Below are 23780 nucleotides of genomic sequence, written 5' to 3' on the forward strand. Positions count from 1 at the left end.
GCATGCCGGTGCGGTGGAGACCGCACCGGGCAGGTGCTCAGCGCCTCCTTCAATGCCAAGCAGGGCAGGCTGGCTCACGACCCGCGACCTCCGCCGCCAGCCCACCGTCGCGCCAGGGTCTGGCACGACCACAGCCTCCAGGGGCCGGCCTGCGGCTTCTGCCACGACGACATGCGTGGCCCCGGCAGCCTGCAGGAGCAGGCCGAAACCCCGAGGCCCGTCGTGACCATGGGCCGGTAGGCGCTCCCTGCGCCCCGGCTCGATCGTGGGGCTGTCCGGCCCCGTTTTTCGACAGACAACGACACTAAGGAAAGTGCATGAACGCTCTTCGGATGACTGCCATCACCGTCTCCCTCGCCAGCATGTGGGCGCAGGTGCAGGCCCAGGGACCACAAGCCGCCGATAGGTCCCTGGACGGCATGCAGCTGGCGCAGGCCGCCGCCGCTCCGGCCTGGAAGGAAGGCGGTACCTACACGGCCGGCCAGCAGGTGAGCTACAACGGCCGCACCTATGTCGCGCTGGTGACCCATACCGCCTGGGCAGGCACCAACTGGAATCCGGCCGACACCCCGTCGCTGTGGCAGCCGGCCTCCGGCGCACCGGCGCCGACCCCCACGCCGACCCCGGCCCCGACGCCCACGCCGACCCCTTCGCCGACGCCCACACCCACGCCGGCACCGACCCCGACCCCCGCTCCCGGTGACCAGCTGACGCTGCCCGAGGCGGTCAAGGCGACGCAGAACAAGCGCGTCTACGTCGGCTACTACCCGAGCTGGAGCGACGCCTGGTTCGACGCGAGCGGCAAGAGCGCCAATGAAGTGTTCAAGGCCAGCAAGTTCGCCCGCATCCCGGGCACCTACACCCACGTGATGGCGTCGTTCGGCGATCCCAACTTCTCGTGGGCGGGCCTGGCGGCCAACAGCTGGTCGGGCACCGGCCTGAACTTCACGGCCACGCCGAAGGACATCAAGGCAGCCATCAATGTGCTGCACCAGCGCAACATCAAGGTGCTGCTGGCGGTGGGCGGGGCGACCTACCACAACTGGGATGCGCTGGCAGCCGACGGCCAGCGCGGCAGCGGCCCGGTGATCGACGCGCTGGCGCGCTTCATGGTCGACCTGGGCTTCGACGGCCTGGACGTGGACTACGAGGTGGATGCCAACGTGCAGCGCTACGCCAATGCCATCAAGGCCATGCGCGCCGCGGTGGACAAGGCCGGCGGCGGCCGCGTGCTGGCGGCGGCCACCTGGTCGACCGGCGCCGACTGCACCGCCGCCACCAGCGCCCATCCGGACTGCGCCGGCAAGGTGTCCTTCTGGGGCGGCAGTGCCGGCCGCGAGCGCCAGCTGATGATGCAGTACCCGGACGCGGCCAAGAGCCTGGACCTGGTCAACATCATGACCTACGACGCCCGCTACGAGAACTACGACGGCGTGACGGCGTACAACGAGTACCGCAAGCTCTGGCCATCGAAGACCATCGTCTCGGTCGGCCTGGAGACGCCGCCCGAGGGCTGGGCCGGCGGCATCCTGGTGGTCAACAACGGCGATGCGCAGTGCGAGGGTTCGCGCAACCTCAAGAACCAGTACGGTGTGGCCATCAACCAGCCGTACTCGGTGGAGCGCTACACCAGCGCGGTGCTCGCGAGCCATCCCAACCGCAACCCGCGGGACGGCGCGATGCTGTGGTCCATCCTGAAGAGCGCCAACGGCAGCTGCGGCGGCGCCGCAGTGGCGAGCCCGGGCTCCATCGGCCTGAAGCTGCAGTCGCTGTTCGGCCTGTCCAAGGACCCGGCGCTGCAGCAGCCCGAGTGGCGCTGAGTTGAACTGGCCCCCTCGGGCTGGTGGGACGGCCCTGGCCTCGTGGCCGGGGTCGTCACCCACCCCAGGGGGTGTCCTCGGCCTTTCCCTTCTTCTTGCGTGAAGTGCAGGGCGCCGTGGTGCCCTGCAACTTCGCAGTCCCCATGAACGGACCAGGAGTGAGCATGACGTCGACCTTCTTCAGCCATCCCCGTCTTACCCTGGCGCTGGTGCTGGCCAGCAGCTGGCTGGCCGCCTGCGGCGGCGGCAGCAGAGGCAGCGGCGCCGAGAGCGGCCAGGCCGCCAGCCCGCAAGCGCATGCGGCAGAGGCGCGCCAGCGCTATGCCGGCAACGGTCCCACGGCAGCGCCTGCGCCCGCGCCTGAATGGGCCGAGGGCGTGGCTTACGAGCAAGGAGCGATCGTCAGCTACCAGGGGCAGCTGTACGAGGCGCTGGTGGCCCACACCGCCTGGCCCGGCACCGGCTGGAACCCGGCGGACACGCCGTCGCTGTGGCGCGCCAGCGGGCAGGGGCCGGCGCCGACCCCGTCACCCACTCCGGCGCCCACTCCGTCGCCGACGCCCGCGCCGACCCCGGCTCCTACCCCGGCTCCCACCCCCGCTCCCGAAGGCACCCCCGTCTCGCGCAACGGCCAGCTCCGGGTGTGCGGCACGCAGCTGTGCAACAGCGCGAACCAGCCGGTGCAGCTGCGCGGCATGAGCACCCACGGGCTGCAGTGGTATGGCTGGGGCAAGTGCGTCACGGGTGCGTCGCTCGACGCGCTGGCACGCGACTGGCGGGCCGACGTGGTACGCATCTCGATGTACGTCCAGGAAGGCGGCTACGAGACCGACCCCGAGGGCTACACCCGCCAGGTGGAGCGCATCATCGACGAGGCGACCCGGCGGGGCCTCTATGCCATCGTCGACTGGCACATGCTGGACCCGGGCGACCCCAACTACAACCTGGACCGGGCGCGCACCTTCTTCACCCGCATCGCACAGAAATATGGTCGCCAGCCCAACCTGCTGTACGAGATCGCCAATGAGCCGAGCGAGACGCCGTGGAGCCGCATCCGCAGTTATGCGCACAGCCTGATCCCGACCATCCGCAACATCGACCCGGAGGCGCCGGTGATCGTCGGCACGCCCGGCTGGTCCTCGCTGGGTGTCTCGGACGGCGGCGGTGCGCAGGAAATCATCGATGCGCCGGTGCAGGCCGGCAACGTGCTCTACACCTTCCACTTCTACGCCGCATCGCATGGCCAGGAGTACCGCGACGAGCTGACCTACGCGGCGCGTCACCTGCCGATCTTCGTGACCGAGTTCGGCACCCAGAGCGCCAGCGGCGATGGCGAGAACGACTTCGCCAGCGCGCAGGCCTACCTCGACCTGCTGGCAGAACGCAAGATCAGCTGGGTCAACTGGAATTACTCGGACGACTTCCGCTCCGGGGCCGTATGGAAAGAGGGCAGCTGCGCAAGCAACAACTGGAGCAGCAGCCAGCTCAAGCCCGCCGGCCGCTGGGTGCGCGAGCGCATCCGCCAGCCGCATTGACGCCGGCACAGAGGCATCGAGGAGAACAGCACCATGAACATCCCCTTCAACCCGGCTGGCCGGCAGCGCGCCGGCCTCACGCTGGCACTGGTGGCCGGTGCGGCGCTGACCGCCTGTGGCGGCGGCGACAGCGGCAACAACGGCGAGCGGGCCGCAGCGGCGGACACCGCTGCCCGGGCCGCCGCCCAGGCGGCTGGCACGCTGGCGCCTGGCCGCTATGTACTGGCCAACGCCCGCAGCGGCAAGTGCATGGACGTGGCGGGCGCCGGCTCCGCCGACGGCGTCAACATCCAGCAGGCCAACTGCAATGGCAGCGCGGCCCAGTCCTTCGACCTGGCCGAAGTGGCGCCCGGCGAATACAAGCTGCTGAATGCCGGCAGCGGCAAGGCGGTCGACGTGGCCAACGGCTCCACCGCCGACGGTGCCAACATCCAGCAGTGGAGCGACAACGGCAGCGCTGCCCAGCGCTTTCGCATCGAGCCGCGCGACGCCGGCCAGCAGGTGCTCGTCAATGTCGGCAGTGGCTTGTGCGTCGACGTGGCAGCCGGCTCGCTGGATGACGGGGCCAACATCCAGCAGGCGCACTGCAACGGCAGCGGCGCTCAGCTGTTTCGCCTGTCGCCGGCCGCCACCGCCGCGCCCGGCGCACCGGTGCCGGGGCGCTACCGGGTGAAGTCGGTGCATTCGGGGCTGTGCCTGGCGATCGAAGGTGCCAGCACGGCCGACGGCGGGCGCGCCATCCAGGCCGGTTGCGACGATGGCGCTGCCCAGCGCTTCGAGGTGCGTGACAACGGCGACGGCAGCTGGCGCTTCGTCAACCTGAACAGCGGCCGCTCGCTGGACATCGCCGGGGTGTCCACCGCCAACGGCGCGTTGCTGCACCAGTGGCAGGCCACCGATGGGGCCAACCAGCGCTTCGTGCTCAGCCCGTCCGGCTCCGGGGCCTGGGCCATCCAGGCCCGCCACAGCAACAAATGCCTGGACGTGAAGGACTGGAGCACCGCGTCCGGCGGCCTGATCCAGCAATGGGACTGCGCCGGCACCGCGAACCAGCAATGGGCGCTGGAGCCCGCCACCGGCACGCCGCCGCCAACGCCCGGCTGGCAACTGGTGTGGCGCGATGAGTTTGACGGCAATGCGCTCGACGGGGCCAAGTGGGGCTTCGAAGTCAATGGCGGAGGCGGCGGCAACAACGAGCTGCAGTACTACACCGACCGGCCGCAGAACGCCTATGTCGGCAACGGCGTGCTGACGCTGCAGGCCCTGAAGGAGCGCTACTGCAGCACCGACGGCTGCCGCGACTACACCTCGGCGCGGCTGCGCACGCTGGGCAAGGGCGATTGGCTGTTCGGCCGCATGGAAGTGCGGGCCCGGCTGCCGCGCGGCCAGGGCCTGTGGCCGGCGATCTGGATGCTGCCGACCGACTGGGTCTACGGTGGCTGGGCCGCCAGCGGCGAGATCGACATCATGGAAGCCGTCAATACCGATGCCGCCGGTGGCAACACCATCTACGGCTCCATCCACTATGGCGCGCCCTGGCCGGGCAACCAGCACAAGACGGTGGGCTACACCCCACCCGGCAGCGTCTCGGGCGGCTTCCACACCTACGCGGTGGAGTGGGAGCCGCGGCAGATCCGCTGGTATGTGGACGGCGTGCACTACGCGACCCAGACGGAATGGTGGTCCAGCGGCGGTGCCTACCCGGCGCCGTTCGACCGGCGCTTCCACCTCATCCTCAATGTGGCGGTGGGGGGCAACTGGCCCGGGGCGCCGAACGGCGCCACCACCTTCCCGCAGAAGATGGAGGTGGACTTCGTGCGGGTCTACCAGAAGGCGGGGAGCTGAGCGCGCTAGGGGCGGTGCCGGGGAGGGCTCGGGCCGCCCGCCGCGGGTGACCTTGGCGGTGCGGCGCTCGGTGCGGCGCCGGGTCGCGAGCCGCCCGTGGCCCGCTCGGCGCATGCTCTCGCCCCGGGGCGCGCCGCCGCCCGGTGCCTTCCTTGGCGCTGCACCATGGCCTGGGCGAGGCGGGAGCGTCTTGCCGCGCGCCCGGCCGTGCGCCGACCCTGCCGCAGCCCGCGCCTGCTCGCGCCTTGCTCTTGCGGCCGACCTCGCCGGCGTGGCCGGGCGCTCGGCGGCCGCCCCCTGCACCGCCTACCTCACCCGTCAGCGTGTCGGCCGACCGCTCGACTGCGGAGGGCCGATGCGCGGGTTTCCCTCCCCCTGCCTCGGGGGGCCCCGGTGCCGGGCCGCCCGGAGGCCTTGCTACACTGCGCCGCCGCCCGGGGTGCCTCGGGCGGGGATGGCCTGGCCACAGGCTGCGCAGCGGAGCGTTGCGTCGCCCCGGCCACGCCGGCCGGCACGGACGTCAGCTTCCATTCAGCCGGCGCGTGCGCAATGGCGGGCAGGGCCAAGCGAGGAGGGGACAGGTGAAGTTGCTGCTGGTGGAAGACACCCCCGGCTTGCGGACCACGCTGGTGCGTGGCCTGCGCGAGCTGGGCTTTGTGGTCGAGCATGCGCACGATGGGCCGAGCGGCCTGTGGGCGGCGCGGCACACCAGCCCCGACGTGGTGGTGCTGGACGTGATGCTGCCGGGCTTCGACGGCATCGAGCTGCTGCGCCGGCTGCGCAGCGAAGGCGTGCCGACGCCGGTGCTGATGTTGTCGGCCCTGTCGGCCGTCGAAGACCGACTCAAGGGTTTCGAGGCCGGCGCCGACGACTACCTGCCCAAGCCCTTCGACCTGCGTGAGCTGGCCGCCCGGGTGCAGGCGGTGGCGCGCCGCGTGGCGGCTCCGGCACTGCCGCGGCTGCAGCTGCACGACATCGAGATCGACCTGCTGCGGCACGAGGTGCGCCGCGACGGTGAACTGCTGCCGCTGCGGCGGCGCGAGCGGGTGCTGCTCGAGCTGCTGGCCCTGCACCTGGGCCAGGTGGTGGCCCGCGAAACGATCGAGGCCAAGCTCTACACCGAGGACACCGAGCTGCGCAGCAACTCGATCGAGGCGGCGGTGTCGCAGCTGCGCCGTGCCATCGACCGCCCGGGCGAACCGTCGCGCATCGTGACGGTGCGGGGCGAGGGCTACCGGCTGGAGCGATGACGCCCCGGCCGCAGCCGCCACGGCCCCCGGTGGTGGCGCCATCGATCGCCGCGGCGGGGGCGAGCGACAGCATCGTCGGTCGCTTGCGCCGCGGCATCGTCGGCGCGCTGCTGCTGTCCTCCCTGCTGACCTTTGGCGTGCTGTTCCTGATTGGCCGGGCCGAACGGGTGGATGCATTCGAGCGTGCGCTGGCCGACGACCTGCGCACCATTGCCAACATCACCCAGGTGCTGCCGGACGACGACCTTTATGTGAATGTCCAGCCTGAGTCATTGACACCCTACCTGGCCGGCGGCACCCGCTTCTTCCAGGTCTGGGATGCCGAGGACGGCGAGTTGCTGGATGAATCGCCGTCGCTGCAGGCGCTGCGCCACCGCTTCCCGCATCCGGGCCGGCCGTCGGCCTCGCCGCGGCGGCTGGAAGCCCGCCTGCCGGATGGCCGCACGGTCAGCCTGATCTGGCAGCACACCTCGGCGCACTGGGGCATGGACCAGGAGATGCTGGACCGCACCGGGCTCAGCATTCGCAGCCGCGAGGTGCACCTGCTGGTGGGGCGCCTGCGGGAGGAGCTGGACGAGTCCCTGCGCCCGCTGGCGCTGGCCTGTGCCTGCGGCGCCTTGCTGTTGCCGCTGCTGGCGGCCGGCGTGCTGGCGATCGTGGTGCCGCGGGCCTTGCAGCCGCTGCACGAGCTGCGCCGCGAGGTGGCGCGCCGCGATGCGGACCACCTGGAGCCCTTCGAGGCGGTGGCCACGCGCGAGGTGCGCCCGGTGGTCGAGCGGCTCAACCACCTGCTGGCGCGCATCGCGGGGGCGCGCCAGCGGGAGCGGCAGTTCCTGGTCGATGCGGCCCATGAATTGCGCACCCCGCTGGCCGAGCTCTATGCCATGGCCGATGTGGCGCTGCTGCGCCCGGACGACGCCCCGCGCCAGGCCCAGGCGCTGCATGACATGAAAGAGGTCGCCCGGCGCATGAGCCGCCTGGTCGATGCCCTGTTCCGCCTGGCGCGCCAGGCCCGTCAGGCGCCGCTGCCGCCCGAGCCGGTGCCACTGGGCGAGCTCGTCTGCGCTGCCATCGACAGCGCTGCCGAAGCCAGCCGCAGCCGCGGCCTGCGCTGGCGCGTGCAGGGCGAGCCGGAGGCCGTCGTTTGCACCGACGCGGTGCTCCTGCGGGCCTTGCTCGACAACCTGGTGGGCAATGTGGTCGCGCACGGGCGCGCCGGGTCGCAGGCGGTGGTGGCCTGGCAGGCCGGGCCGCGGCCCGAGATCCTGGTGCGCAACGCCGTCGACGAGCGGCCGCAGGACACCGGCGGCCCTTCGGCCGAGCGCCTGGGCCATGGCCTGACCATGGTGCGGCAGTACGCGCGGGCGATGGGCGCCCGACTGCAGGTGCAGCGCAGCGATGGCAGCTTCGAGGCCCGCCTGCGCTTTGGCACGGCAGCGCAGGCCTCGCCTGGCGAGCCGAGCGGCGACCTTGCTTTACCTCCATAACGCACCGTTACGCCGGGCGGCATGGCACGTCAGCCTGGCATCACCTTCCACTGCCGACACTTGCGGTTCATCGGAGACCCTCGAAGAAGACCCACATGCACCAGCCACGACGCACCCCATCCCATTCCCGCCTGCCCCGGCAGCCCCTGGCCCTCGGCGCACTGACCCTGGCCGCCGCGGCCGCCCTGTCCGCCTGCGGCGGCGGGGGCGGTGGGCAGGCCAGCGCCAGCGCACAGGACAGCGAGGCCAGCCATGGCAATGTGCGGGCCCTGGCCCGCAATGCCGCGGCCCTGGCCACCGCCGCACCCGGCCCGGTCTACCGGCTTCAGGAGCAGAAGGACGGCGAATGCGTCGAGGCGGTGGTGGCCGCAGGCGCTGCGCAGGGCAGCCTGGGCCGGCGCAGCTGCAAGACCGGACCGGCCCAGGGCTTCCACCTGCTGCCGGTGCCCGAGGCCGGCAGCGCGGTGGTGGCCTTGCAGCATGCGGCCAGCGGCCTGTGCGTGGACATTTCCAAGGGCAGCAAGGCCGCTGGCGCGCCAGCCATCCTGTGGACCTGCCATGGGCTGCCGAACCAGCAGTTCAGCAAGCGTGACGCCGGCAATGGCAACCACCAGCTGGTGTCGGTGCACAGCGGCCTGTGCCTGGAGGTGGTGCAGGCCAGCGGCGGCGCCACCGTGCAGCAGGCCAACTGCGACGGCAGCAAGAAGCGGCTGAGCCAGCTGTTCGAGCTGGCCCAGACGGCCGGTGCCCCAACGCCAACCCCGACCCCGACCCCGACCCCGACTCCGACTCCGACTCCGACTCCTGCGCCCACCCCGACGCCCACGCCGGCCCCCACCCCCACTCCCGCGCCCGGCCCGGCGCCCGAGGTGAAGGTGCAGTTCAGCGCCACCGATGCCGAGATCGCCAACCCCGAGCGCGGCTTCTTCCGCTGGAGCTGGACCGAGCTCGACACGCTCAGCGCCGATGACGCGGCCGACGCCTATGCCCACGGCTACCGGCTGATGTACGGCATGGTGCGGCTCGACAACTACCGGGGCGGCCCCTTGCCGGAGGCGCTGCTGGCGCGGCTGCGTACCGGCTTCGATACTGCGCGGCGTGCGGGCATCAAGCTGGTTCCGCGCTTCGTCTATAACTACCCCGAGAACGAAACCGGCTACAAGAATGCGAAGGACGCGCCGCTGAACCAGGTGCTGGCCCATATTGCCCAGCTCAAGCCGGTGCTGCGCGAGAACGCCGACGTCATCGCCTTCCTGCAGGCCGGCTTCATCGGCGCCTGGGGCGAGTGGCACACCTCGTCGAACAACCTGACCGAGGCCGGCAGCCGAACCCGGGTGCGCGACGCGCTGATGGACGCGCTGCCACCGGAGCATTTCGTGCAGTTCCGCTACCCGCCGCACCTGATGGCCTGGTCGCCGTCGCTGCCGAGCGAATCGATCGCGCTCAATGGCTCGGCCGCTGCACGCAGCGGCTTCCACAACGACTGCTTCCTGGCCAGCCCGACCGACGTCGGTACCTACAGCGAGGACGCGGCCGTGCGCAAGCAGCAGCGCGAGCACATGGCCGCATTGGGCAAGATCGCGCCCTTCGGTGGCGAGACCTGCGACCCGGCCGATGACGATGCCCCCGTCATGCGCAACAGCTGCCAGGACGTGCTGACCGAAGGCCGCCAGTTCTCGCTGAGCTTCCTGAACGATGACTACTACCGGGAAGGCTTCCACGACAAGTGGAAGCAGCAGGGCTGCTATGACGACGTGCAGCGCCTGATGGGCTACCGGCTCGAACTGCTGTCGGCCGCCCACGCCGGCACCGTCACCCGCGGCCAGCCACTGCTGGTGCAGTTCAGCGTGCGCAACGTCGGCTGGGCGCGGCCGTACAAGCCGCGCGGCGTGACGCTGGTGCTGCGCCATCGCACCAGCGGCCAGGTGCTGCCGCTGGCGGCCGAGGGCGTGGACCCGCGCCGCTGGGTCCCGGGGACCTCCTTCACCCATGAACTGCGCCTGGCCGTGCCGGCGAGCGCACCCGCCGGTGACTACGACCTCTACCTCGGCCTGCCGGACGGCTCGGAGCGCTTGCGCACCGATGCGCGCTTTGCGATCCGGCCGGCCAATGCCGACCAAGCGGCCACCGGCCAGGGCTGGGATGCCAAGCTCGGTGCCTTCCGCTTCGGCACGACGCTGCGGGTGCAGTGAGCCCCGAAAGCCGCTGAGCCGGCGGCGGCCGGCTTCAGCCCGGCCGCTGCGCCATCACGCTCGAATCGCAGCCCTTGCCGGCCGCCACCAGGCGCCGCGCGACAAGTGACAGGGCCGGCGCGGCCCAGCGCAACGCTTTTGGCAGGTGGGTGGCGGGCTCGGTGATGGCGCCGCAGCGGTAGCGGCCTTGTGCTTCGTTCCAGGCCAGGGCCCGGCAGCCGCCGCGGCGGTGGGTGCCCAGCAGTTGTCCCAGCGGGCAGGGCTCGTCGGCGCAGCAGACGCCGCAGCCGTTGCAGGCCTGGCCCTCCGCCGGCTTCGCGGGCGCAGCTGCTTGCAGGTAGATGACACGTTGCATGCCACATCATGGCCTGCCCGCCGGCTGCACGGTCGGTGGATAAGGGTGGCCTTTGCAACGGCTTTTCCGGCAGCGCCCGGCGCCTGCCCGGCGTTCATGCATGCGGCGGGCGGGCCTGCAGGGCAGCGGCCGGCCCGTTGACTGGCGCCACGCTCGCCGGCGTGGCCGGCGCCGTGGCGGCCCCGCTGCTGCGGCAGCCGGCCGTCAGGTCCCAGCCGGCGTCATAGTCGCGCGTCTCGACATTCAGCAGGCCCAGCACGGTGTGGAAGAGATGGTCGTGGCTGGCCGGCCGTGCCGCTCGCGCCCGCAGGCAAGCCAGGTCCAGCCCGGTGCTGTCGCGCCAGCCGGGGGACAGCCAGAACACCATCGGCACCCGGGTCTGCTCGGCAGGCGCCAACAGGTAGGGCAGGCCATGCAGGTAGAGCTGGTTCTCGCCGAGCGACTCGCCATGGTCGGACAGGTAGATCAGCGCCGTGTCGTAGCGTGCCGACTGCGCCTGCAGGAAGCGGATGGCTTCGGCCACCACGTGGTCGGTGTAGCGCACCGCGTTGTCATAGCTGTTGACGATCTGCTCCTGGCTGCATTCGCGCAGGTCGGCGGTGTCGCAGGTCGGCGTGTAGTGGCGAAAGGCGGGCGGATAGCGCTTGAAATAGGCGGGGCCATGGTTGCCCAGCTGGTGCAGCACCAGCACCAGATTGCCGCGGGCGTCACGCACCAGCTCGCCGAGGCCATGCAGCAGCACTTCGTCAAGGCACAGGCCGTCGTGGCAGAGCCCGTCCAGCGTGGCCCGGTCCAGCCGCTCGATGGGCAGGCCGTCACAGACGCCCTTGCAGCCGGACTGGTTGTCGCGCCAGTGCACCTGCAGTCCGGCCCGATGCAGCAGGTGCAGCAACGATTCATGGCCGAGGATGCGCTCCTCGTCGTAGGCATGCCGGCCCCACGGCGAGAACATGCAGGGCAGCGAGACCTCGGTGTTGGTGCCACAGGCGCTCACTTGCGGGAAGTTCACGACATCGAGGCCGGCCAGCTCGGGCGTGGTGTTGCGGCGGTAGCCGTTGAGCCCCCAGTTGGCCCCGCGCACCGTCTCGCCGACCACCAGCACCAGCAAGGCGGGCCGCGAGCGCTGCAGCGCGGTGGCCCCCAGGCGGGCATCGGTGCCGATGGGCTGGCGTGACCCGGCCGCGGCGCGGTGCGACTGCCACACCGCCCGGCCCAGCGAATAGACGTAGTTGCCCGGCGTGATCTGGTAGCGCAGCGCCTTGTGGTTGCGCATCAGCGCCGCGACGTCCTGGAACACGCACATCAGCGCGACGGTGCAGCCGAGCAGCGCCGCCAGCAGCGCCACCAGCCGGCGCAGCGCCGCCTGGCGCAGGCCATGCCGGGCCAGCCGGACCTGGCTCAGCAGCCACAGCGGCAGGGCCGTCTGCAGCAGCACGTCTGCCAGTCCGGCGGCGGACAGCAGCTCACGCGCTTCCTTCCAGTCGGTGCGCAACACGTTGCGCAGCATGCCGGGATCGAGCACGACGCCGTAGCGGGCCGTGAAATGGTTCGCGCAGGCCGTGGCGACCAGCAGCAGGGCCAGCACCGGCTTGCAGCCGTGCCGCGTGAGCACCGCGCACAGGACGGCGAACTGCAGCAAGGTGATGGCGGCCGCCACCGCCACCGCGAAAGCCCAGGTGCCGAGCGACGCCAGGCTGCGTCCATCGAGCGCGCCATGCCAGAAGGCGCGGTTGCAGAACAAGGTGAAGTACAGGCTGGCGGCGAAGGCCAGGGCTTCGGTCGACACCGTGCCGGGCAGGCGCAGCGCCAAGGCAGGCCAGCGCGCGGGGGATCGCAGAACAGTCGGGGTGGATGGCATGTCGCAGGCGGCGCCTGGGCCCTGAACGTCCGGGGCGGCGTTCCACAGGGTGGCGCGGCAGCGATGATGGAGGGCCGCGACTTAAGCGCTGCTTAAGCGCTGCGGCGCGCTCGCAGGGCGGGCAGGCAGGCCGTCATGGCGGCCCCGCCGGCCGGTCGCCAGGGATGGCGCGAGGCGAGGGCCCAAGAAAAAAGGCCCTCGAGGGGCCTTTGCTGGGAGGCACTGGCGGGGCCGGCGGCCCCACCGCTGCGGCGTCAGTCGTCGCTGCCGCCCACGATGCCGAACAGCGACAGCAGCGACTGGAACACGTTGTACAGGCTCAGGTAGACGCCCAGCGTCGCGCTGATGTAGTTGGTTTCCAGGCCGTCCTGCACGCGCTTCAGGTCGTACAGGATGAAAGCCGAGAAGATGCCCACGGCGAGCACCGACAGCGTGATCATCAGCGCGCTGGATTGCAGGAACAAGTTGGCGATGCCCGCCACCAGCAACATGATGGCGCCGATGAACAGCCACTTGCCCATGCTCGACAGGTCACGCTTGATGACCGACGACAGCGCCGCCATGCCGAGGAAGCTGGCAGCCGTGCCGGCGAAGGCCATCATGATCAGCTCGGCACCGTTGCCCAGGCCCAGCACCGCCCCCAGCAGGCGCGACAGCATCAGGCCCATGAAGAAGGTGAAGCCCAGCAGCACTGGCACGCCGGCCGAGCTGTGCTTGGTCTTCTCGACCGCGAACATCAGGCCATAGGCTCCGACGAGGAACACCAGCACGCTCATCATCGGCGACAGCGCCCGGGTGATGCCGGTGCTGATGCCGACCCAGGCGCCCAGCACGGTGGGGACCATGGACAGCGCGAGCAGCCAGTAGGTGTTGCGCAGCACCCGGTTGCGCTGCTGCACGGACACGCCGGAGTCGACGTACCCGGACTTCATGGTGTAGTAACTCTGGTTCATGACGGTCCTTCGAGGTGATGACGGGCCCCGGCGCCACGGCGCCAGGGTCTGAGCTGCACAATCTACGCCTCAAAATACTTCGTGTACATTCGATTTTTCAAACAATTCACTTCGATAAATACGCAGTATCGGCGGCCGTCTGGTGCGCCGAAGCCGGATGAATTTCAAACATCTTCACTATTTCTGGGCCGCCGCCAAGGCCGGCGGGGTGATGCGAGCCAGCGAGCAGCTGCACACCACGCCGCAAACGCTGTCGGCGCAGATCAAGCTGCTGGAGGAGCGCCTGGGCTGCGCGCTGTTCCGCAAGAGCGGCCGTCACCTTGAACTGACGGAGGAAGGACGCGTCGCGCTGGCGTATGCCGACCAGATCTTCGCGCTCAGCGGCGAGCTGGAAGCGGCGATTGGCCGAAGTCGCAGCGGGGAGCGCACGCTGGACTTCCGGGTCGGCATCGCCGACTCGGTGCCCAAGGCCATTGCCTACCGGCTCATCGAGCCGGCGCTGGACATCGGCCCGCAGGTGCGACTGAGCTGCCATGAAGGCAAGCTGCCCGACCTGGTGGCCCAGATGTCGGTGCACCGCCTGGACCTGGTACTGGCAGACGAGCCGATGAACCGGCAGTTCAGCGTCAAGGCCTTCAGCCACGAGCTCGGCAGCACGGCCATGAGCTTTTTCGTCGCCCCGACACTCCGGCCCTCGTTGCAGGGCGAGTTTCCGCGCTGCCTGCAGGGGGCGCCGCTGCTGATGCAGGGCAGTGCCTCGGCGATGCGCCAGCGGCTGGAGTTCTGGCTGGCGCAGCAGGGCCTGCGGCCCCGGCCGGTGGGCGAGTTCGACGATGCGGCGCTGCTCAAGGCCTTCGGCCGCGAGGGCCGGGGGGTGTTCATGGCGCCCACCGTGCTGGAGACCGAAACCTGCGAGCAGTACGGCGTGGAAGTGCTGGGCCGCAGCAGCGAGCTGGTGGAGGCGTTCTACGCCATCTCCGTCGAGCGGCGCATCAGCCACCCCTGCGTGGTCGCCGTGACGCATGCCGCGCGTGACCGGCTCTTCATAGCCTAGCGATGTTTCACGGCGGAAGTGATACCGTTAACAATCGAAACTATCGCTGAGGTGGCTTGCCGCACACTGGCGGCGCGCACGACGGGCAACACGGCGGCGCGACGACACGGAATAATGAGCGGGGCATGCACCCCGGGGTGATCGTGGAGACAAGACAGAATTTCAAGCCCCGCCTGCTGGTGGTGGATGACGAGCGCGACATGGTCGCGCTGCTGCAGGACGTGCTGACGCGCGCCGGCTTCGAGGTGGACGGTGTCGACAGTGGCGCCGCGATGCGCGAGGCGCTGGCGCGCCGGCCCTACCAGCTGGTGCTGCTGGACCTGCGGTTGCGCGCCGAAGACGGGCTGACGGTGGCGCGCGAGTTGCGGCAGACCTCCTCGGTGCCACTGATCATGATCAGCGGCAGCAGCGACGAGACCGACCGCGTGCTGCTGCTCGAGCTGGCGGCCGACGATTTTCTCCTCAAGCCCCTGAGCTCCCGCGAGCTGGTGGCGCGGGTGCGGGCGGTGCTGCGTCGCTATGGCGACGTGGCGGCGCCGGCGGCTGCCTTGCCGGAACCCGATGCCCCGCGCGGCGACCGCCTGCGCTTCGGCAACTGGGTGCTGGACACCGGCGCGCGCGACCTGCGCAGCCGCAGCGGCACGCCCTGCGAGCTGACGCCGGGCGAGTTCCGGCTGCTCGAGGTCTTCGTGCGCCACCCGCGCCGGGTCTGGTCGCGCGACCAGCTGCTGGAGCAGACGCGCAGCCTCGACACCGAGGTGTTCGACCGCACGGTGGACGTACTGATCCTGCGCCTGCGCCGCAAGATCGAGCCCAACCCGCGCCATCCCCAGTTCATCTGCACCGAGCGCGGCATGGGCTATGTCTTTGCTGCCGAGGTGGTGCGCGTCTGAGCGCCGGCCCGCGCCGCCTGCCATGCCCGCCCCGCTGACCACCGGCGCCTTCGCGCGCGTGCGCACCCGCCTGCTGGCGGCCTTCCTGATCCTGCTGGTGGCCGCGCTGTCGCTGGCCACCGTGGGCTGGGTGGGCATGCGCGGCGCGCAGCAGGCGGTGGCCGGCTTCGAGGGCGAGCTGCTGCCCAACATCGCCGACGCGCTGGAGCTGGCCGAGCGCACCACCCAGCTGGCGGCGGTGGCGCCCAAGCTCGGCGAGTCGCGCAGCGCCGGCGAGTTCGATGCCGACGCGGCGGCGGTGGAAGACCTGCTGCAACAGATCGGCCGACATGCCGGCTCGCTGCCGTCCGGCGGCGAGCTGAGCGGCCGGCTGGCGGGGCTGCAGGGCGAGGTCAAGCGCGACCTGACCCAGCTGCTCGCCCTGACGCGACGCAAGCTGGAGCTGCAGCAGGCTTTCGAGGCGCAGCTGGCGCGGCTGGAGCAGGTGGGCAGCGAGCTGCACGCGCCGGGCCGGCGGGGCGCGGCGCCCGATCCGGCCCTGGTGGTGGCCTGGTCCAGCCTGGTGCTGGGGGCGTCGGCCGATGCGGCGGCGACGCTGGGGCGGCTGGAAGCCGACGTCGAAGTGTCCATGCTGGCCGCCCGCCGGCGCGGTGCGCTGGCCCGGCACAGCGAGCAGACCCGGCAGGCCCTGCAGGACCTGACACGCGGGACCGACGGCCTGCTGTCACGCCGGCGCGCCCTGCTGGAGCTGGAGCGGCGCAGCGCCTACCTGGTGGTGCTGACGCGCGCCAATGCCACCGAGCTGAGCGACACCGTGTCGCGCTATGTCGCCGGCCTGCGCGATGCGGCCAGCGAGCGCAGCGATGCGGTCAAGCGCGCGGTGCGCTTCGGCGAGACCGGCATGCTGCTGCTGCAGCTGGCCTGCCTGCTGATTGCGGTGCTGGCCACCCGCTATGTGCGTCGGCTGGTGGCCGGCATCGAGAAGATCACTGAGGTGATGTCCCGCCTGGCGCAGGGCGACACCGCCCAGCCGACCCCGGCCACCAGCCGGCGCGACGAGCTGGGCGCGCTGGCACGCACCTTCGAGGTCTTCCGCGAGGCGCTGGTGGCCAAGCAGCGCTTGGTCAACGACTTGCGCACCCAGAAGGAGATGATCGCGACGGTGCACGAGAGCATGACCGATGCGCTGGCGGTCTTCGACACCGCCGGCCGGCTGTTGCTGTGGAACCCGCAGCTGGGCCGCCTGCTGGCCCGCCATGGCATCACCCCGCGTGCCGGCCTGCCGGCCGGCGAGCTGCTGGCGCGCTTGCCGGCGGACAGCCGTTGGACGGTGCCGGGGCGCATCGGCCAGCGGCCGCTGGCCGGCGCCCGGCCGCTGCATTTCGAGGCCTTCGACCATGTGGAGCTGCACCTGCCGGGGGGCATCGTGCTGGACACCCGCACCCGGGCCGTGCCGGGCACCGGCGCGGTGACCCTCATCACCGACCTGAGCGCCCGCCGCGCCATCGACCTGCAGCTGCAGCATGCACAGAAGCTGGAGGTGTTGGGGCAGCTGACAGGCGGCGTCGCCCACGACTTCAACAACTACCTGGGCACCATCCTTGGCACCTTGCCGTTGCTGCAGCCGGATCTGCGGCAGGAGCCCCAGGCGCTGGGCCGGCTGGCTCGCGTCCAGCGCGTGGCGGCCAGCGCCGCCGGGCTGACCCGCCGCCTGCTCGCCTTCGCCCGGCGCCAGCCCTTGCAGGCCGAAACCGTGGTGGTGGACGACATGGTCGAGGAGATGCGGGACCTGGTCGAGTACAGCGCCGGGCCGCTGGTGCAGGTGGAGCTGGCCCTGCAGGCCGAGGGCCGCTGCCTGCAGATTGACCGCGGGCAGCTGGAGAACGCGCTGCTCAACCTGGTGCTCAACAGCGCCGCTGCCATGCCCGAAGGCGGGCGCCTGACCGTCGCCACCTCGGTGGCCGAGGGCCGGCTGCGCCTGCAGGTGACCGACACCGGGGTGGGCATTCCCGAAGCGGCGCTCGGCAAGGTGTTCGACCCGTTCTACACCACCAAGCCGGCGGGCGAGGGCTGCGGGCTGGGACTGTCCATCGTCTACGGCTTCGTCAAGCAGTCGGGCGGCGAGGTCGACATCCGCAGCCAGGCGGGGCAGGGCACCTGCATCGCCCTCAGCTTTCCGGCCGGCGAAGCCGGGGGGCCGTCCATGCGCGGTGCGCCGCCGTCGGCGCCCGATGCCGGCGCTGCCCTGGCCGGCGGCCAGGTGATGGTGGTGGACGACGACGAGGCCTTTGGCGCCACGGTGGCCGACATGCTGCAATCGGCCGGGGCCCGGGTGCGGGTGCTGCCGTCCGCCGAGGCGGCGTTGCAGGCCCTGGAGCAGGGCGCCGGCTGCGGCCTGCTGCTGTCCGACGTCTGCCTGTGCCAGGGCCTTGACGGCTTGCGCCTGCGGCAGGAGGTGCAGGCCCGCTGGCCGGGGCTGCCGGTGGTGCTGATGTCCGGCCTCTCGGCCGAGATGCTGCAGGGCCGCACCGGCTGGGACCCGAGCCAGCCCTTCCTGCAGAAGCCCTTCGATGCCCGGCTGCTGGCCGAGGCGGTGCAGCCGCTGCTGCGGCAGCCCCGGCCGGCCGGGGCGGCGCTGCCATAACAATCGAAATCTTTGGTTCACGCCTGGCGCCTCCAATGTCTTCGGGGGCGGCCCGCACCACTGTGCCGGCCGCCCCGGGCAACCCGCCCGCAGGACGTGCGGCGCACCCGGTTTGCCGAGCACAACTGAAGCAGGAGACAACGATGAACCCCGGACACAAGCTGGCGGCCGCCCTGGCCGCGCTGCTCGCCGCGGCGGCCAGCCCCGCCGCTTCCCTCAAGATCTCGTGCGGCGCGGTCGGCCAGGAGCTGGAAATGTGCCGCAGCGCCGCCCAGGACTGGGCCCGCAAGACCGGCCACGAAGTGCAGGTGGTCGCCACGCCCAACGACGGCAGCGAGCGGCTGGCGCTGTACCAGCAGGTGCTCAGCTCGCGCTCGGACAAGATCGATGTGTTCCAGGTCGATGTGGTCTGGCCCGGCATGCTGGCCGGTCACCTGCTCGACCTGCAGCCGTATGCCAAGGGTGCGCAGCAGCAGCACTTCCCCGGCATTCTCGCCAGTGTGCAGGTCGGCGGGCAGCTGGTGGCGATGCCCTGGTTCACCGATGCGGGCCTGCTGTACTACCGCAAGGACCTGCTGGCCAAGCACGGCCAGAAGGTGCCGGCCACCTGGGAGGAGCTGGGCGCCAGCGCCAAGAAGATCCAGGAGGCCGAGCGGGCCACCGGCAACGACCGCATGTGGGGCTATGTCTGGCAGGGCCGGGCCTATGAAGGCCTGACCTGCAATGCGCTGGAATGGATCGCGAGCCATGGCGGCGGCACCGTGGTGGCGGCCGACGGCAAGGTCGACATCGGCAACCCGCGGGCGGTCAAGGCCATCGAGACGGCGGCCGGCTGGGTCGGCACCATCTCGCCCACCGCGGTGCTGAACTATGGCGAGGAGGACGCGCGCGGCGTCTTCCAGGCCGGCAATGCGGTCTACATGCGCAACTGGCCGTATGCCTGGTCGCTGTCACAGGCGGAGGGCAGCGCGGTCCGGGGCAAGGTGGGCGTCGCGGTGCTGCCCAGCGGCAGCGGCGCGGGCGGGCGACATGCCGCCACGCTGGGCGGGCAGCTGCTGGCGGTGTCCAAGTACTCCAAGCACCCCGAGGCCGCGGCCGACCTGGTGATGTACATGACCAGCAAGGCCGTGCAGAAGGAGCGAGCGCTGAAAGGCTCCTTCAACCCCACCATCACCGAGCTGTACCAGGATGCCGACATCCTGAAGGCCAACCCCTTCATCGGCGAACTGCGCGACACCTTCACCCACGCGGTGGGCCGTCCGGCCACCGTCACCGGCGCGAAGTACAACCAGCTGAGCAACCAGTTCTGGAACGCGGTGCACGAGGTGCTGTCGGGCAAGGCGCGGGCCGAGGCCTCGCTGGCCGGGCTGGATGCCTCGGCCAAGCGCCTCGGCCGCGGCGGCAAGTGGCAGTGAACGAGGCGGGCCGGGCGATGCAAGGCACATCCACCTCGGTAGCGGGCAGCGCTTCTTCCGGGGCGGCGAAGGCGGCTGCCCTGTCCCTGCCGGAGGCGGCGCGGCCGGCCCGCGCCGGCTCGGCACTCGCGGCCCAGCGCAGCCGGCGCGCCTGGCTGATGCTGGCGCCGGTGGGGGTGGTGCTGCTGCTGGTGGCCGGCTGGCCGCTGGCGCGCACCATCTGGTTCAGCTTCACCGATGCGCAGCTCGGTGGCCTGGCCGACGCCCAGTTCGTCGGCCTGGAGAACTACCTCGGCGAATACGGCCTGCTGCGCGACGAGCAATGGTGGGGCTCGGTGGCCAACACGCTGCGCTTCGCGCTGCTGTCGGTCAGCATCGAGACCGTGCTGGGCCTCGGCGTGGCGCTGCTGCTGAACCATCCGTCGCGCGGGCGCACGCTGCTGCGGGCGGCGGTACTCGTGCCCTGGGCCATTCCGACGGTGGTGTCGGCCAAGATGTGGAGCTGGATGCTGCACGACCAGTTCGGCGTGGTGAACCACTACCTGATGGCCCTGGGGCTGCTGTCCGCGCCGGTGGCCTGGACGGCCAACCCGGACCTGGCGCTGTTCACGGTGGTGCTGGTGGACGTGTGGAAGACCACGCCCTTCATGGCCCTGCTGATCCTGGCCGCGCTGCAGATGGTGCCCGCCGACTGCTACGAGGCCGCCCGGGTGGACGGGGTGCCGGCCTTCACGGTGTTCCGCAAGGTCACCCTGCCGCTGATCCTGCCTGGCGTGGCGGTGGCGATGATCTTCCGGCTGCTGGATGCGCTGCGGGTGTTCGACCTGATCTACGTGATGACCTCCAACAGCCGCACGACCAAGAGCATGTCGGTCTTCGTGCGCGAGCAGCTGATCGACTTCCAGCAGGTCGGCTACGGCTCGGCCGCCGCGACGCTGGTGTTCTTCACCATCGCGCTGCTGACGCTGCTCTACATGGGCCTGCTGCGCCCGGCCCTGCAGAAGGTGGAAGCCTGATGAGCAAGAAACGAATGAGCCTGTCCCGGCTCGGCTACCTCGCCGCTTCTGCGCTGCTGGTGGGGTTCTCGGTGTTCCCCTTCCTCTATGCGGTGTCGAGCTCGCTGAAAGGGCGTACCGGCCTGTTCTCGCCCGAGTTTCTGCCGGCGCATCCGACGCTGGAGAACTACGTCGGCGTCTTCAGCGAGCAGCCCTTCGCGCACAACCTGCTGAACTCTGTCGTGGTGGCGGGCGGCGTGGTGCTGCTCTCGCTGGGCCTGAGCCTGATGGCGGCCTGGGCGCTCGGCCGGGTCGACTTCCGCGGCCGCGGGGCCTTGCTGCTGACCGTGCTGTCGGCCTCCATGTTCCCGCAGGTGGCGGTGCTGTCCGGCATGTTCGAGCTGGTGCGCTGGGCCGGGCTCTACGACCACCTGGGCGCGCTGTTGATTGCCGACCTGCTGCTCACGCTGCCGTTCACCGTCTGGGTGCTGGTGACCTTCATGAAGCAGCTGCCGCGCGAGCTGGAGGAGGCGGCGACGATGGACGGCGTGGGCGTCTTCACGCTGGTGTTCCGCATCTTCCTGCCGCTGCTGTGGCCGGCGGTGGCGGCCACCGGGCTGCTGGCCTTCATCGCCGCCTGGAACGAGTTCCTCTTCGCGCTGACCTTCACCCTCTCGACCGAGCAGCGCACCGTGCCGGTGGCCATCTCGATGATCAGCGGGCCCAGCGGCTACGAGCTGCCCTGGGGCAGCATCATGGCCGCCTCGGTGGTCGTCACGCTGCCGCTGGTGGGGCTGGTGCTGTACTTCCAACGCCTGATCGTCTCCGGCCTCACCGCCGGGGCGGTCAAGGGCTGAGCCAAGAAAGTGAGAACGAGACCATGAGTCCCACCCCCACGAGCCGCATCGAGTTGCGCCAGGTGGCCAAGCGTTTTGCCGACACCAGCGTGCTGGAAGGCATCGACCTGAGCGTGGCGCCGGGCGAGTTCTGCGTGTTCATCGGGCCTTCGGGCTGCGGGAAGTCCACGCTGCTGCGCCTGATCGCGGGCCTGGACGACCCGAGCAGCGGCGACATCGCCATCGACGGCGTGCGGGTCAACGACCGGCCACCCTCGGCCCGCCAGGTGGCGATGGTGTTCCAGAGCTATGCCTTGTACCCGCACATGACGGTCTACGAGAACATGGCCTTCGGCCTGCAGCAGCAGCGCCTGGACAAGGCCGAGATCGCCCGCCGGGTGCAGGAGGCATCGCGAGCGCTGCGGCTGGAGGCCTTGCTGGAGCGCAAGCCGCGCGCGCTGTCGGGCGGGCAGCGGCAACGGGTGGCCATTGGCCGCGCCATCGTGCGCAAGCCACGGGTGTTCCTGTTCGACGAGCCGCTGTCCAACCTCGATGCCTCGCTGCGGGTGGCCACCCGGGTGGAGATTGCGCGGCTGCACCGGGAGCTGGGCGACGTCAGCATGGTCTATGTCACCCACGACCAGGTCGAGGCCATGACCTTGGCGACCAAGATCGTGCTGCTGCGGCCCAACCCTTCGGCCCACGGCGGGCAGAGCATTGCCCAGGTGGGGCATCCGCTGGAGCTGTACCACCATCCGGCCAACCGTTTCGTGGCCGGCTTCATCGGCTCGCCGTCGATGAACTTCCTGCCGGCCGTGAGCAGCGGCGGCACCGACGCCTGCCTGCAGGCCCGCTGGAACGGCCAGGTGCTGAGCGCCCTGGTGCGGCCAGCGGGGGCACCGGGCGAGGCGGTGACGCTCGGCATCCGGCCCGAGCACGTGCGGCTGGGGCAGGGCCCGCACCGCGCACCGGTCACGCATGTGGAGCGGCTGGGCGAACACAGCTATGTCTACCTGGCGCTGCCGGGGGCGGAGGCGCCGCTGCTGGCCAAGACGCAGGACGAGCAGATCGAGATCGGCCGCGAGCTGGCCTTCGAGCTGCCGGCCGAGGCCTTGCACGTGTTCACCGCCGACGGCCAGGCGATGCCCCGCACCACGCGCCAGCCGGGCAGCGTGCGCGCGGCATAGCGCCCCGGCCGCCCGGCTGCGCCGGCAAGCCCCCGAGGGCGGGCGGGGCGGCCGGCTTCGCGGCACACTGCGTGGTGTCCTGACTCGTTCGGCTGACCAGGCCCGGTTGACCATGCAGTACCCGCGCCCGCGCAAGACCCGGATGCCACGCCGGCCCGCATACCAGCCGGCTCGTCGCCACCTGGCGCTGGCCGGGCCCGCCTGGCTGCTGCTGCCCCGCTGGGCGCACGGCAACGAGGGGCGCCCACCCGCGCCGTGCGCCCGTTGGCCATTGTGGGAGGCCTACCTGGCGCATTTCGTCCAGGCCGACGGGCGGGTGATCGACGACCAGCATGCCACCCGCTACACCACCTCCGAAGGCCAGGCCTACACCCTGTTCTTCGCGCTGGTGGCCAACGACCGGGACCGCTTCGACACCCTGTTGCAATGGACCGAGCGCCACCTGGCCGGTGGCGACCTGCACGACCGCCTGCCAGGCTGGCGCTGGGGGCGGCACGACGACGGGCGCTGGACGCTGATCGACGCCAACTCCGCCGCTGACGCCGACCTGTGGCTGGCGCACACCCTGTTCGAGGCGGCCCGACTGTGGAAGCAGCCACGCTATGGCGGGCTGGCCTATGCGCTGCTGAGCCGGGTGAAGGAGCAGGAGATCGTGACGCTGCCCGGCCTGGGGCCCATGCTGTTGCCGGCACCGCTGGGCTTCGTGCTGGGGCCGGGGCTGTGGCGCCTGAATCCCAGCTACCTGGCCCTGCACCAGTTGCGTGCCTTCCAGCGCATCGATCCCAGCGGCCCGTGGCAGGCCCTGGCGGACAACACCTTGACGCTGCTGCGCGGTGCCTGCACCCGCGGCTATGCGCCCGACTGGGTGAACTACAGCGCGGCCCGCGGCTGGCATGCCGGCCGCGACAGCCCGCCACTGGGCAGCTACGACGCGGTGCGCTGCTACCTGTGGGCCGGGCTGCTGGCGCCGCGGGATCCGTTGCGCGGCGCCTTGCTGGCGGTGCTGGGCGGCATGCGCCGGCACCTCGAGGCGGGCGAGGCCACTCCACCGCAGAAGGTCGACACCGACAGCGGCCTGCCTTCCGGCGAGTCGCCGCCCGGCTTTTCGGCGGCCTTGCTGCCTTACCTGCAGGCGCTCGGGCGCGAGCAGTTGCTGGCCCGGCAATGGGCCCGCGTCCGCCGTGCCAGCCGGACGGAGGAGGGCGCTGCCGCTCCCGGCTGTGCTGACGCCTCCCCGGCGGCCACCGGCCTGGTGGGGCGCCCCCCCACCTACTACGACCAAGTGCTGACACTGTTCGGCCAGGGCGCGCTGGAGCGGCGCTTTGCCTTCGACACCGAGGGCCGGCTGCTGCCGGCCTGGCAGGCGGCGGACTGAGCGGCGGCGCCCGTGTGCCGGGCGACCCGGGCAGGCGTCACGACCGCCGCCAGCATCCGCGGCCACCGCGGCCGGCCGGTGCCGAG

Annotated in this window: 17 protein-coding genes; 14 read left to right on the top strand and 3 right to left on the bottom strand. The window is 71.2% G+C overall.

Annotated features, from left to right (window positions below):
• Nucleotides 1-317 precede the first annotated feature (317 nt).
• The 6 genes from N7L95_RS02675 (at nucleotide 318) to N7L95_RS02700 (ending at nucleotide 10129) form a co-directional block, all read left to right on the top strand.
• The gene (locus N7L95_RS02675) at nucleotides 318-1820 is read left to right on the top strand and encodes a glycosyl hydrolase family 18 protein (RefSeq protein WP_301258266.1); all 1503 of its coding nucleotides are present in this window, start codon (nucleotides 318-320) and stop codon (nucleotides 1818-1820) included.
• Nucleotides 1821-1984: 164 nt separating this feature from the next.
• Entirely contained in the window at nucleotides 1985-3355 is a 1371-nt protein-coding gene (locus N7L95_RS02680) for a cellulase family glycosylhydrolase (RefSeq protein ID WP_301258267.1), read from the top strand.
• A 33-nt stretch (nucleotides 3356-3388) separates the two neighbouring features.
• Nucleotides 3389-5200 carry an RICIN domain-containing protein gene (locus N7L95_RS02685; RefSeq protein ID WP_301258268.1) on the top strand — a complete coding sequence of 604 codons (1812 nt, stop codon included), beginning with the start codon at nucleotides 3389-3391 and terminating at the stop codon, nucleotides 5198-5200.
• Between the two features lie 581 nt (nucleotides 5201-5781).
• Complete coding sequence (locus N7L95_RS02690; protein ID WP_301258269.1) at nucleotides 5782-6450, top strand: response regulator transcription factor; 669 nt, start codon at nucleotides 5782-5784, stop codon at nucleotides 6448-6450.
• Nucleotides 6447-7937 (top strand): histidine kinase dimerization/phospho-acceptor domain-containing protein, encoded by a 1491-nt coding sequence (locus N7L95_RS02695; protein ID WP_301258270.1) that lies wholly within the window; start codon nucleotides 6447-6449, stop codon nucleotides 7935-7937. The genes N7L95_RS02690 and N7L95_RS02695 overlap by 4 nt, the downstream gene beginning before the upstream one ends.
• Nucleotides 7938-8032: 95 nt before the next feature.
• A complete protein-coding gene (locus tag N7L95_RS02700; protein ID WP_301258271.1) occupies nucleotides 8033-10129 on the top strand; it encodes a DUF4832 domain-containing protein in 2097 nt (698 codons plus the stop codon).
• Nucleotides 10130-10163: 34 nt separating this feature from the next.
• Here the strand turns inward: N7L95_RS02700 and N7L95_RS02705 are convergent, their stop codons facing one another.
• From N7L95_RS02705 to N7L95_RS02715, 3 genes are all read right to left on the bottom strand, one after another.
• Nucleotides 10164-10484, bottom strand: a complete 321-nt coding sequence (locus N7L95_RS02705) for a hypothetical protein (RefSeq protein WP_301258272.1) — start codon at nucleotides 10482-10484, stop codon at nucleotides 10164-10166.
• 94 nt (nucleotides 10485-10578) lie between these two features.
• The gene (locus tag N7L95_RS02710) at nucleotides 10579-12342 is read right to left on the bottom strand and encodes a phosphoethanolamine transferase (RefSeq protein WP_301258273.1); all 1764 of its coding nucleotides are present in this window, start codon (nucleotides 12340-12342) and stop codon (nucleotides 10579-10581) included.
• Nucleotides 12343-12596: 254 nt separating this feature from the next.
• Nucleotides 12597-13295 (bottom strand): Bax inhibitor-1/YccA family protein, encoded by a 699-nt coding sequence (locus N7L95_RS02715; protein WP_301258274.1) that lies wholly within the window; start codon nucleotides 13293-13295, stop codon nucleotides 12597-12599.
• Nucleotides 13296-13452: 157 nt separating this feature from the next.
• Between N7L95_RS02715 and nhaR the strand changes: the two genes are divergently transcribed.
• The 8 genes from nhaR (at nucleotide 13453) to bcsZ (ending at nucleotide 23694) form a co-directional block, all read left to right on the top strand.
• Nucleotides 13453-14349, top strand: coding sequence for a transcriptional activator NhaR (gene nhaR, locus N7L95_RS02720; protein ID WP_301258275.1), 897 nt, complete (start codon nucleotides 13453-13455; stop codon nucleotides 14347-14349).
• A 125-nt stretch (nucleotides 14350-14474) separates the two neighbouring features.
• The gene (locus tag N7L95_RS02725; protein WP_301258276.1) at nucleotides 14475-15242 is read left to right on the top strand and encodes a winged helix-turn-helix domain-containing protein; all 768 of its coding nucleotides are present in this window, start codon (nucleotides 14475-14477) and stop codon (nucleotides 15240-15242) included.
• Nucleotides 15243-15264: 22 nt separating this feature from the next.
• Nucleotides 15265-17886, top strand: coding sequence for an ATP-binding protein (locus N7L95_RS02730; RefSeq protein WP_301258277.1), 2622 nt, complete (start codon nucleotides 15265-15267; stop codon nucleotides 17884-17886).
• Between the two features lie 143 nt (nucleotides 17887-18029).
• Nucleotides 18030-19301, top strand: coding sequence for an ABC transporter substrate-binding protein (locus N7L95_RS02735; RefSeq protein ID WP_301258278.1), 1272 nt, complete (start codon nucleotides 18030-18032; stop codon nucleotides 19299-19301).
• Between the two features lie 17 nt (nucleotides 19302-19318).
• The gene (locus N7L95_RS02740; protein ID WP_301258279.1) at nucleotides 19319-20317 is read left to right on the top strand and encodes a carbohydrate ABC transporter permease; all 999 of its coding nucleotides are present in this window, start codon (nucleotides 19319-19321) and stop codon (nucleotides 20315-20317) included.
• Nucleotides 20317-21153 (top strand): carbohydrate ABC transporter permease, encoded by an 837-nt coding sequence (locus tag N7L95_RS02745; protein ID WP_301258280.1) that lies wholly within the window; start codon nucleotides 20317-20319, stop codon nucleotides 21151-21153. Before N7L95_RS02740 ends, N7L95_RS02745 begins: the two co-directional genes overlap by 1 nt.
• Nucleotides 21154-21176: 23 nt before the next feature.
• Entirely contained in the window at nucleotides 21177-22319 is a 1143-nt protein-coding gene (locus N7L95_RS02750) for an ABC transporter ATP-binding protein (protein ID WP_301258281.1), read from the top strand.
• Between the two features lie 112 nt (nucleotides 22320-22431).
• Nucleotides 22432-23694 (top strand): cellulose synthase complex periplasmic endoglucanase BcsZ, encoded by a 1263-nt coding sequence (gene bcsZ / locus N7L95_RS02755; protein WP_301258282.1) that lies wholly within the window; start codon nucleotides 22432-22434, stop codon nucleotides 23692-23694.
• The last annotated feature ends 86 nt before the right edge of the window (nucleotides 23695-23780 follow it).

It is taken from the genome of Eleftheria terrae, from assembly GCF_030419005.1.
GTDB lineage: Bacteria > Pseudomonadota > Gammaproteobacteria > Burkholderiales > Burkholderiaceae_C > Caldimonas > Caldimonas terrae.

Coding starts and splice junctions, on each gene's coding strand:
- N7L95_RS02675 (WP_301258266.1), top strand. CDS start 318: ATGAACGCTCTTCGGATGACTGCCATCACCGTCTCCCTCGCCAGCATG.
- N7L95_RS02680 (WP_301258267.1), top strand. CDS start 1,985: ATGACGTCGACCTTCTTCAGCCATCCCCGTCTTACCCTGGCGCTGGTG.
- N7L95_RS02685 (WP_301258268.1), top strand. CDS start 3,389: ATGAACATCCCCTTCAACCCGGCTGGCCGGCAGCGCGCCGGCCTCACG.
- N7L95_RS02695 (WP_301258270.1), top strand. CDS start 6,447: ATGACGCCCCGGCCGCAGCCGCCACGGCCCCCGGTGGTGGCGCCATCG.
- N7L95_RS02700 (WP_301258271.1), top strand. CDS start 8,033: ATGCACCAGCCACGACGCACCCCATCCCATTCCCGCCTGCCCCGGCAG.
- N7L95_RS02705 (WP_301258272.1), bottom strand. CDS start 10,484: ATGCAACGTGTCATCTACCTGCAAGCAGCTGCGCCCGCGAAGCCGGCG.
- N7L95_RS02710 (WP_301258273.1), bottom strand. CDS start 12,342: ATGCCATCCACCCCGACTGTTCTGCGATCCCCCGCGCGCTGGCCTGCC.
- N7L95_RS02715 (WP_301258274.1), bottom strand. CDS start 13,295: ATGAACCAGAGTTACTACACCATGAAGTCCGGGTACGTCGACTCCGGC.
- nhaR (WP_301258275.1), top strand. CDS start 13,453: ATGAATTTCAAACATCTTCACTATTTCTGGGCCGCCGCCAAGGCCGGC.
- N7L95_RS02725 (WP_301258276.1), top strand. CDS start 14,475: ATGCACCCCGGGGTGATCGTGGAGACAAGACAGAATTTCAAGCCCCGC.
- N7L95_RS02730 (WP_301258277.1), top strand. CDS start 15,265: ATGCCCGCCCCGCTGACCACCGGCGCCTTCGCGCGCGTGCGCACCCGC.
- N7L95_RS02735 (WP_301258278.1), top strand. CDS start 18,030: ATGAACCCCGGACACAAGCTGGCGGCCGCCCTGGCCGCGCTGCTCGCC.
- N7L95_RS02740 (WP_301258279.1), top strand. CDS start 19,319: ATGCAAGGCACATCCACCTCGGTAGCGGGCAGCGCTTCTTCCGGGGCG.
- N7L95_RS02745 (WP_301258280.1), top strand. CDS start 20,317: ATGAGCAAGAAACGAATGAGCCTGTCCCGGCTCGGCTACCTCGCCGCT.
- N7L95_RS02750 (WP_301258281.1), top strand. CDS start 21,177: ATGAGTCCCACCCCCACGAGCCGCATCGAGTTGCGCCAGGTGGCCAAG.
- bcsZ (WP_301258282.1), top strand. CDS start 22,432: ATGCAGTACCCGCGCCCGCGCAAGACCCGGATGCCACGCCGGCCCGCA.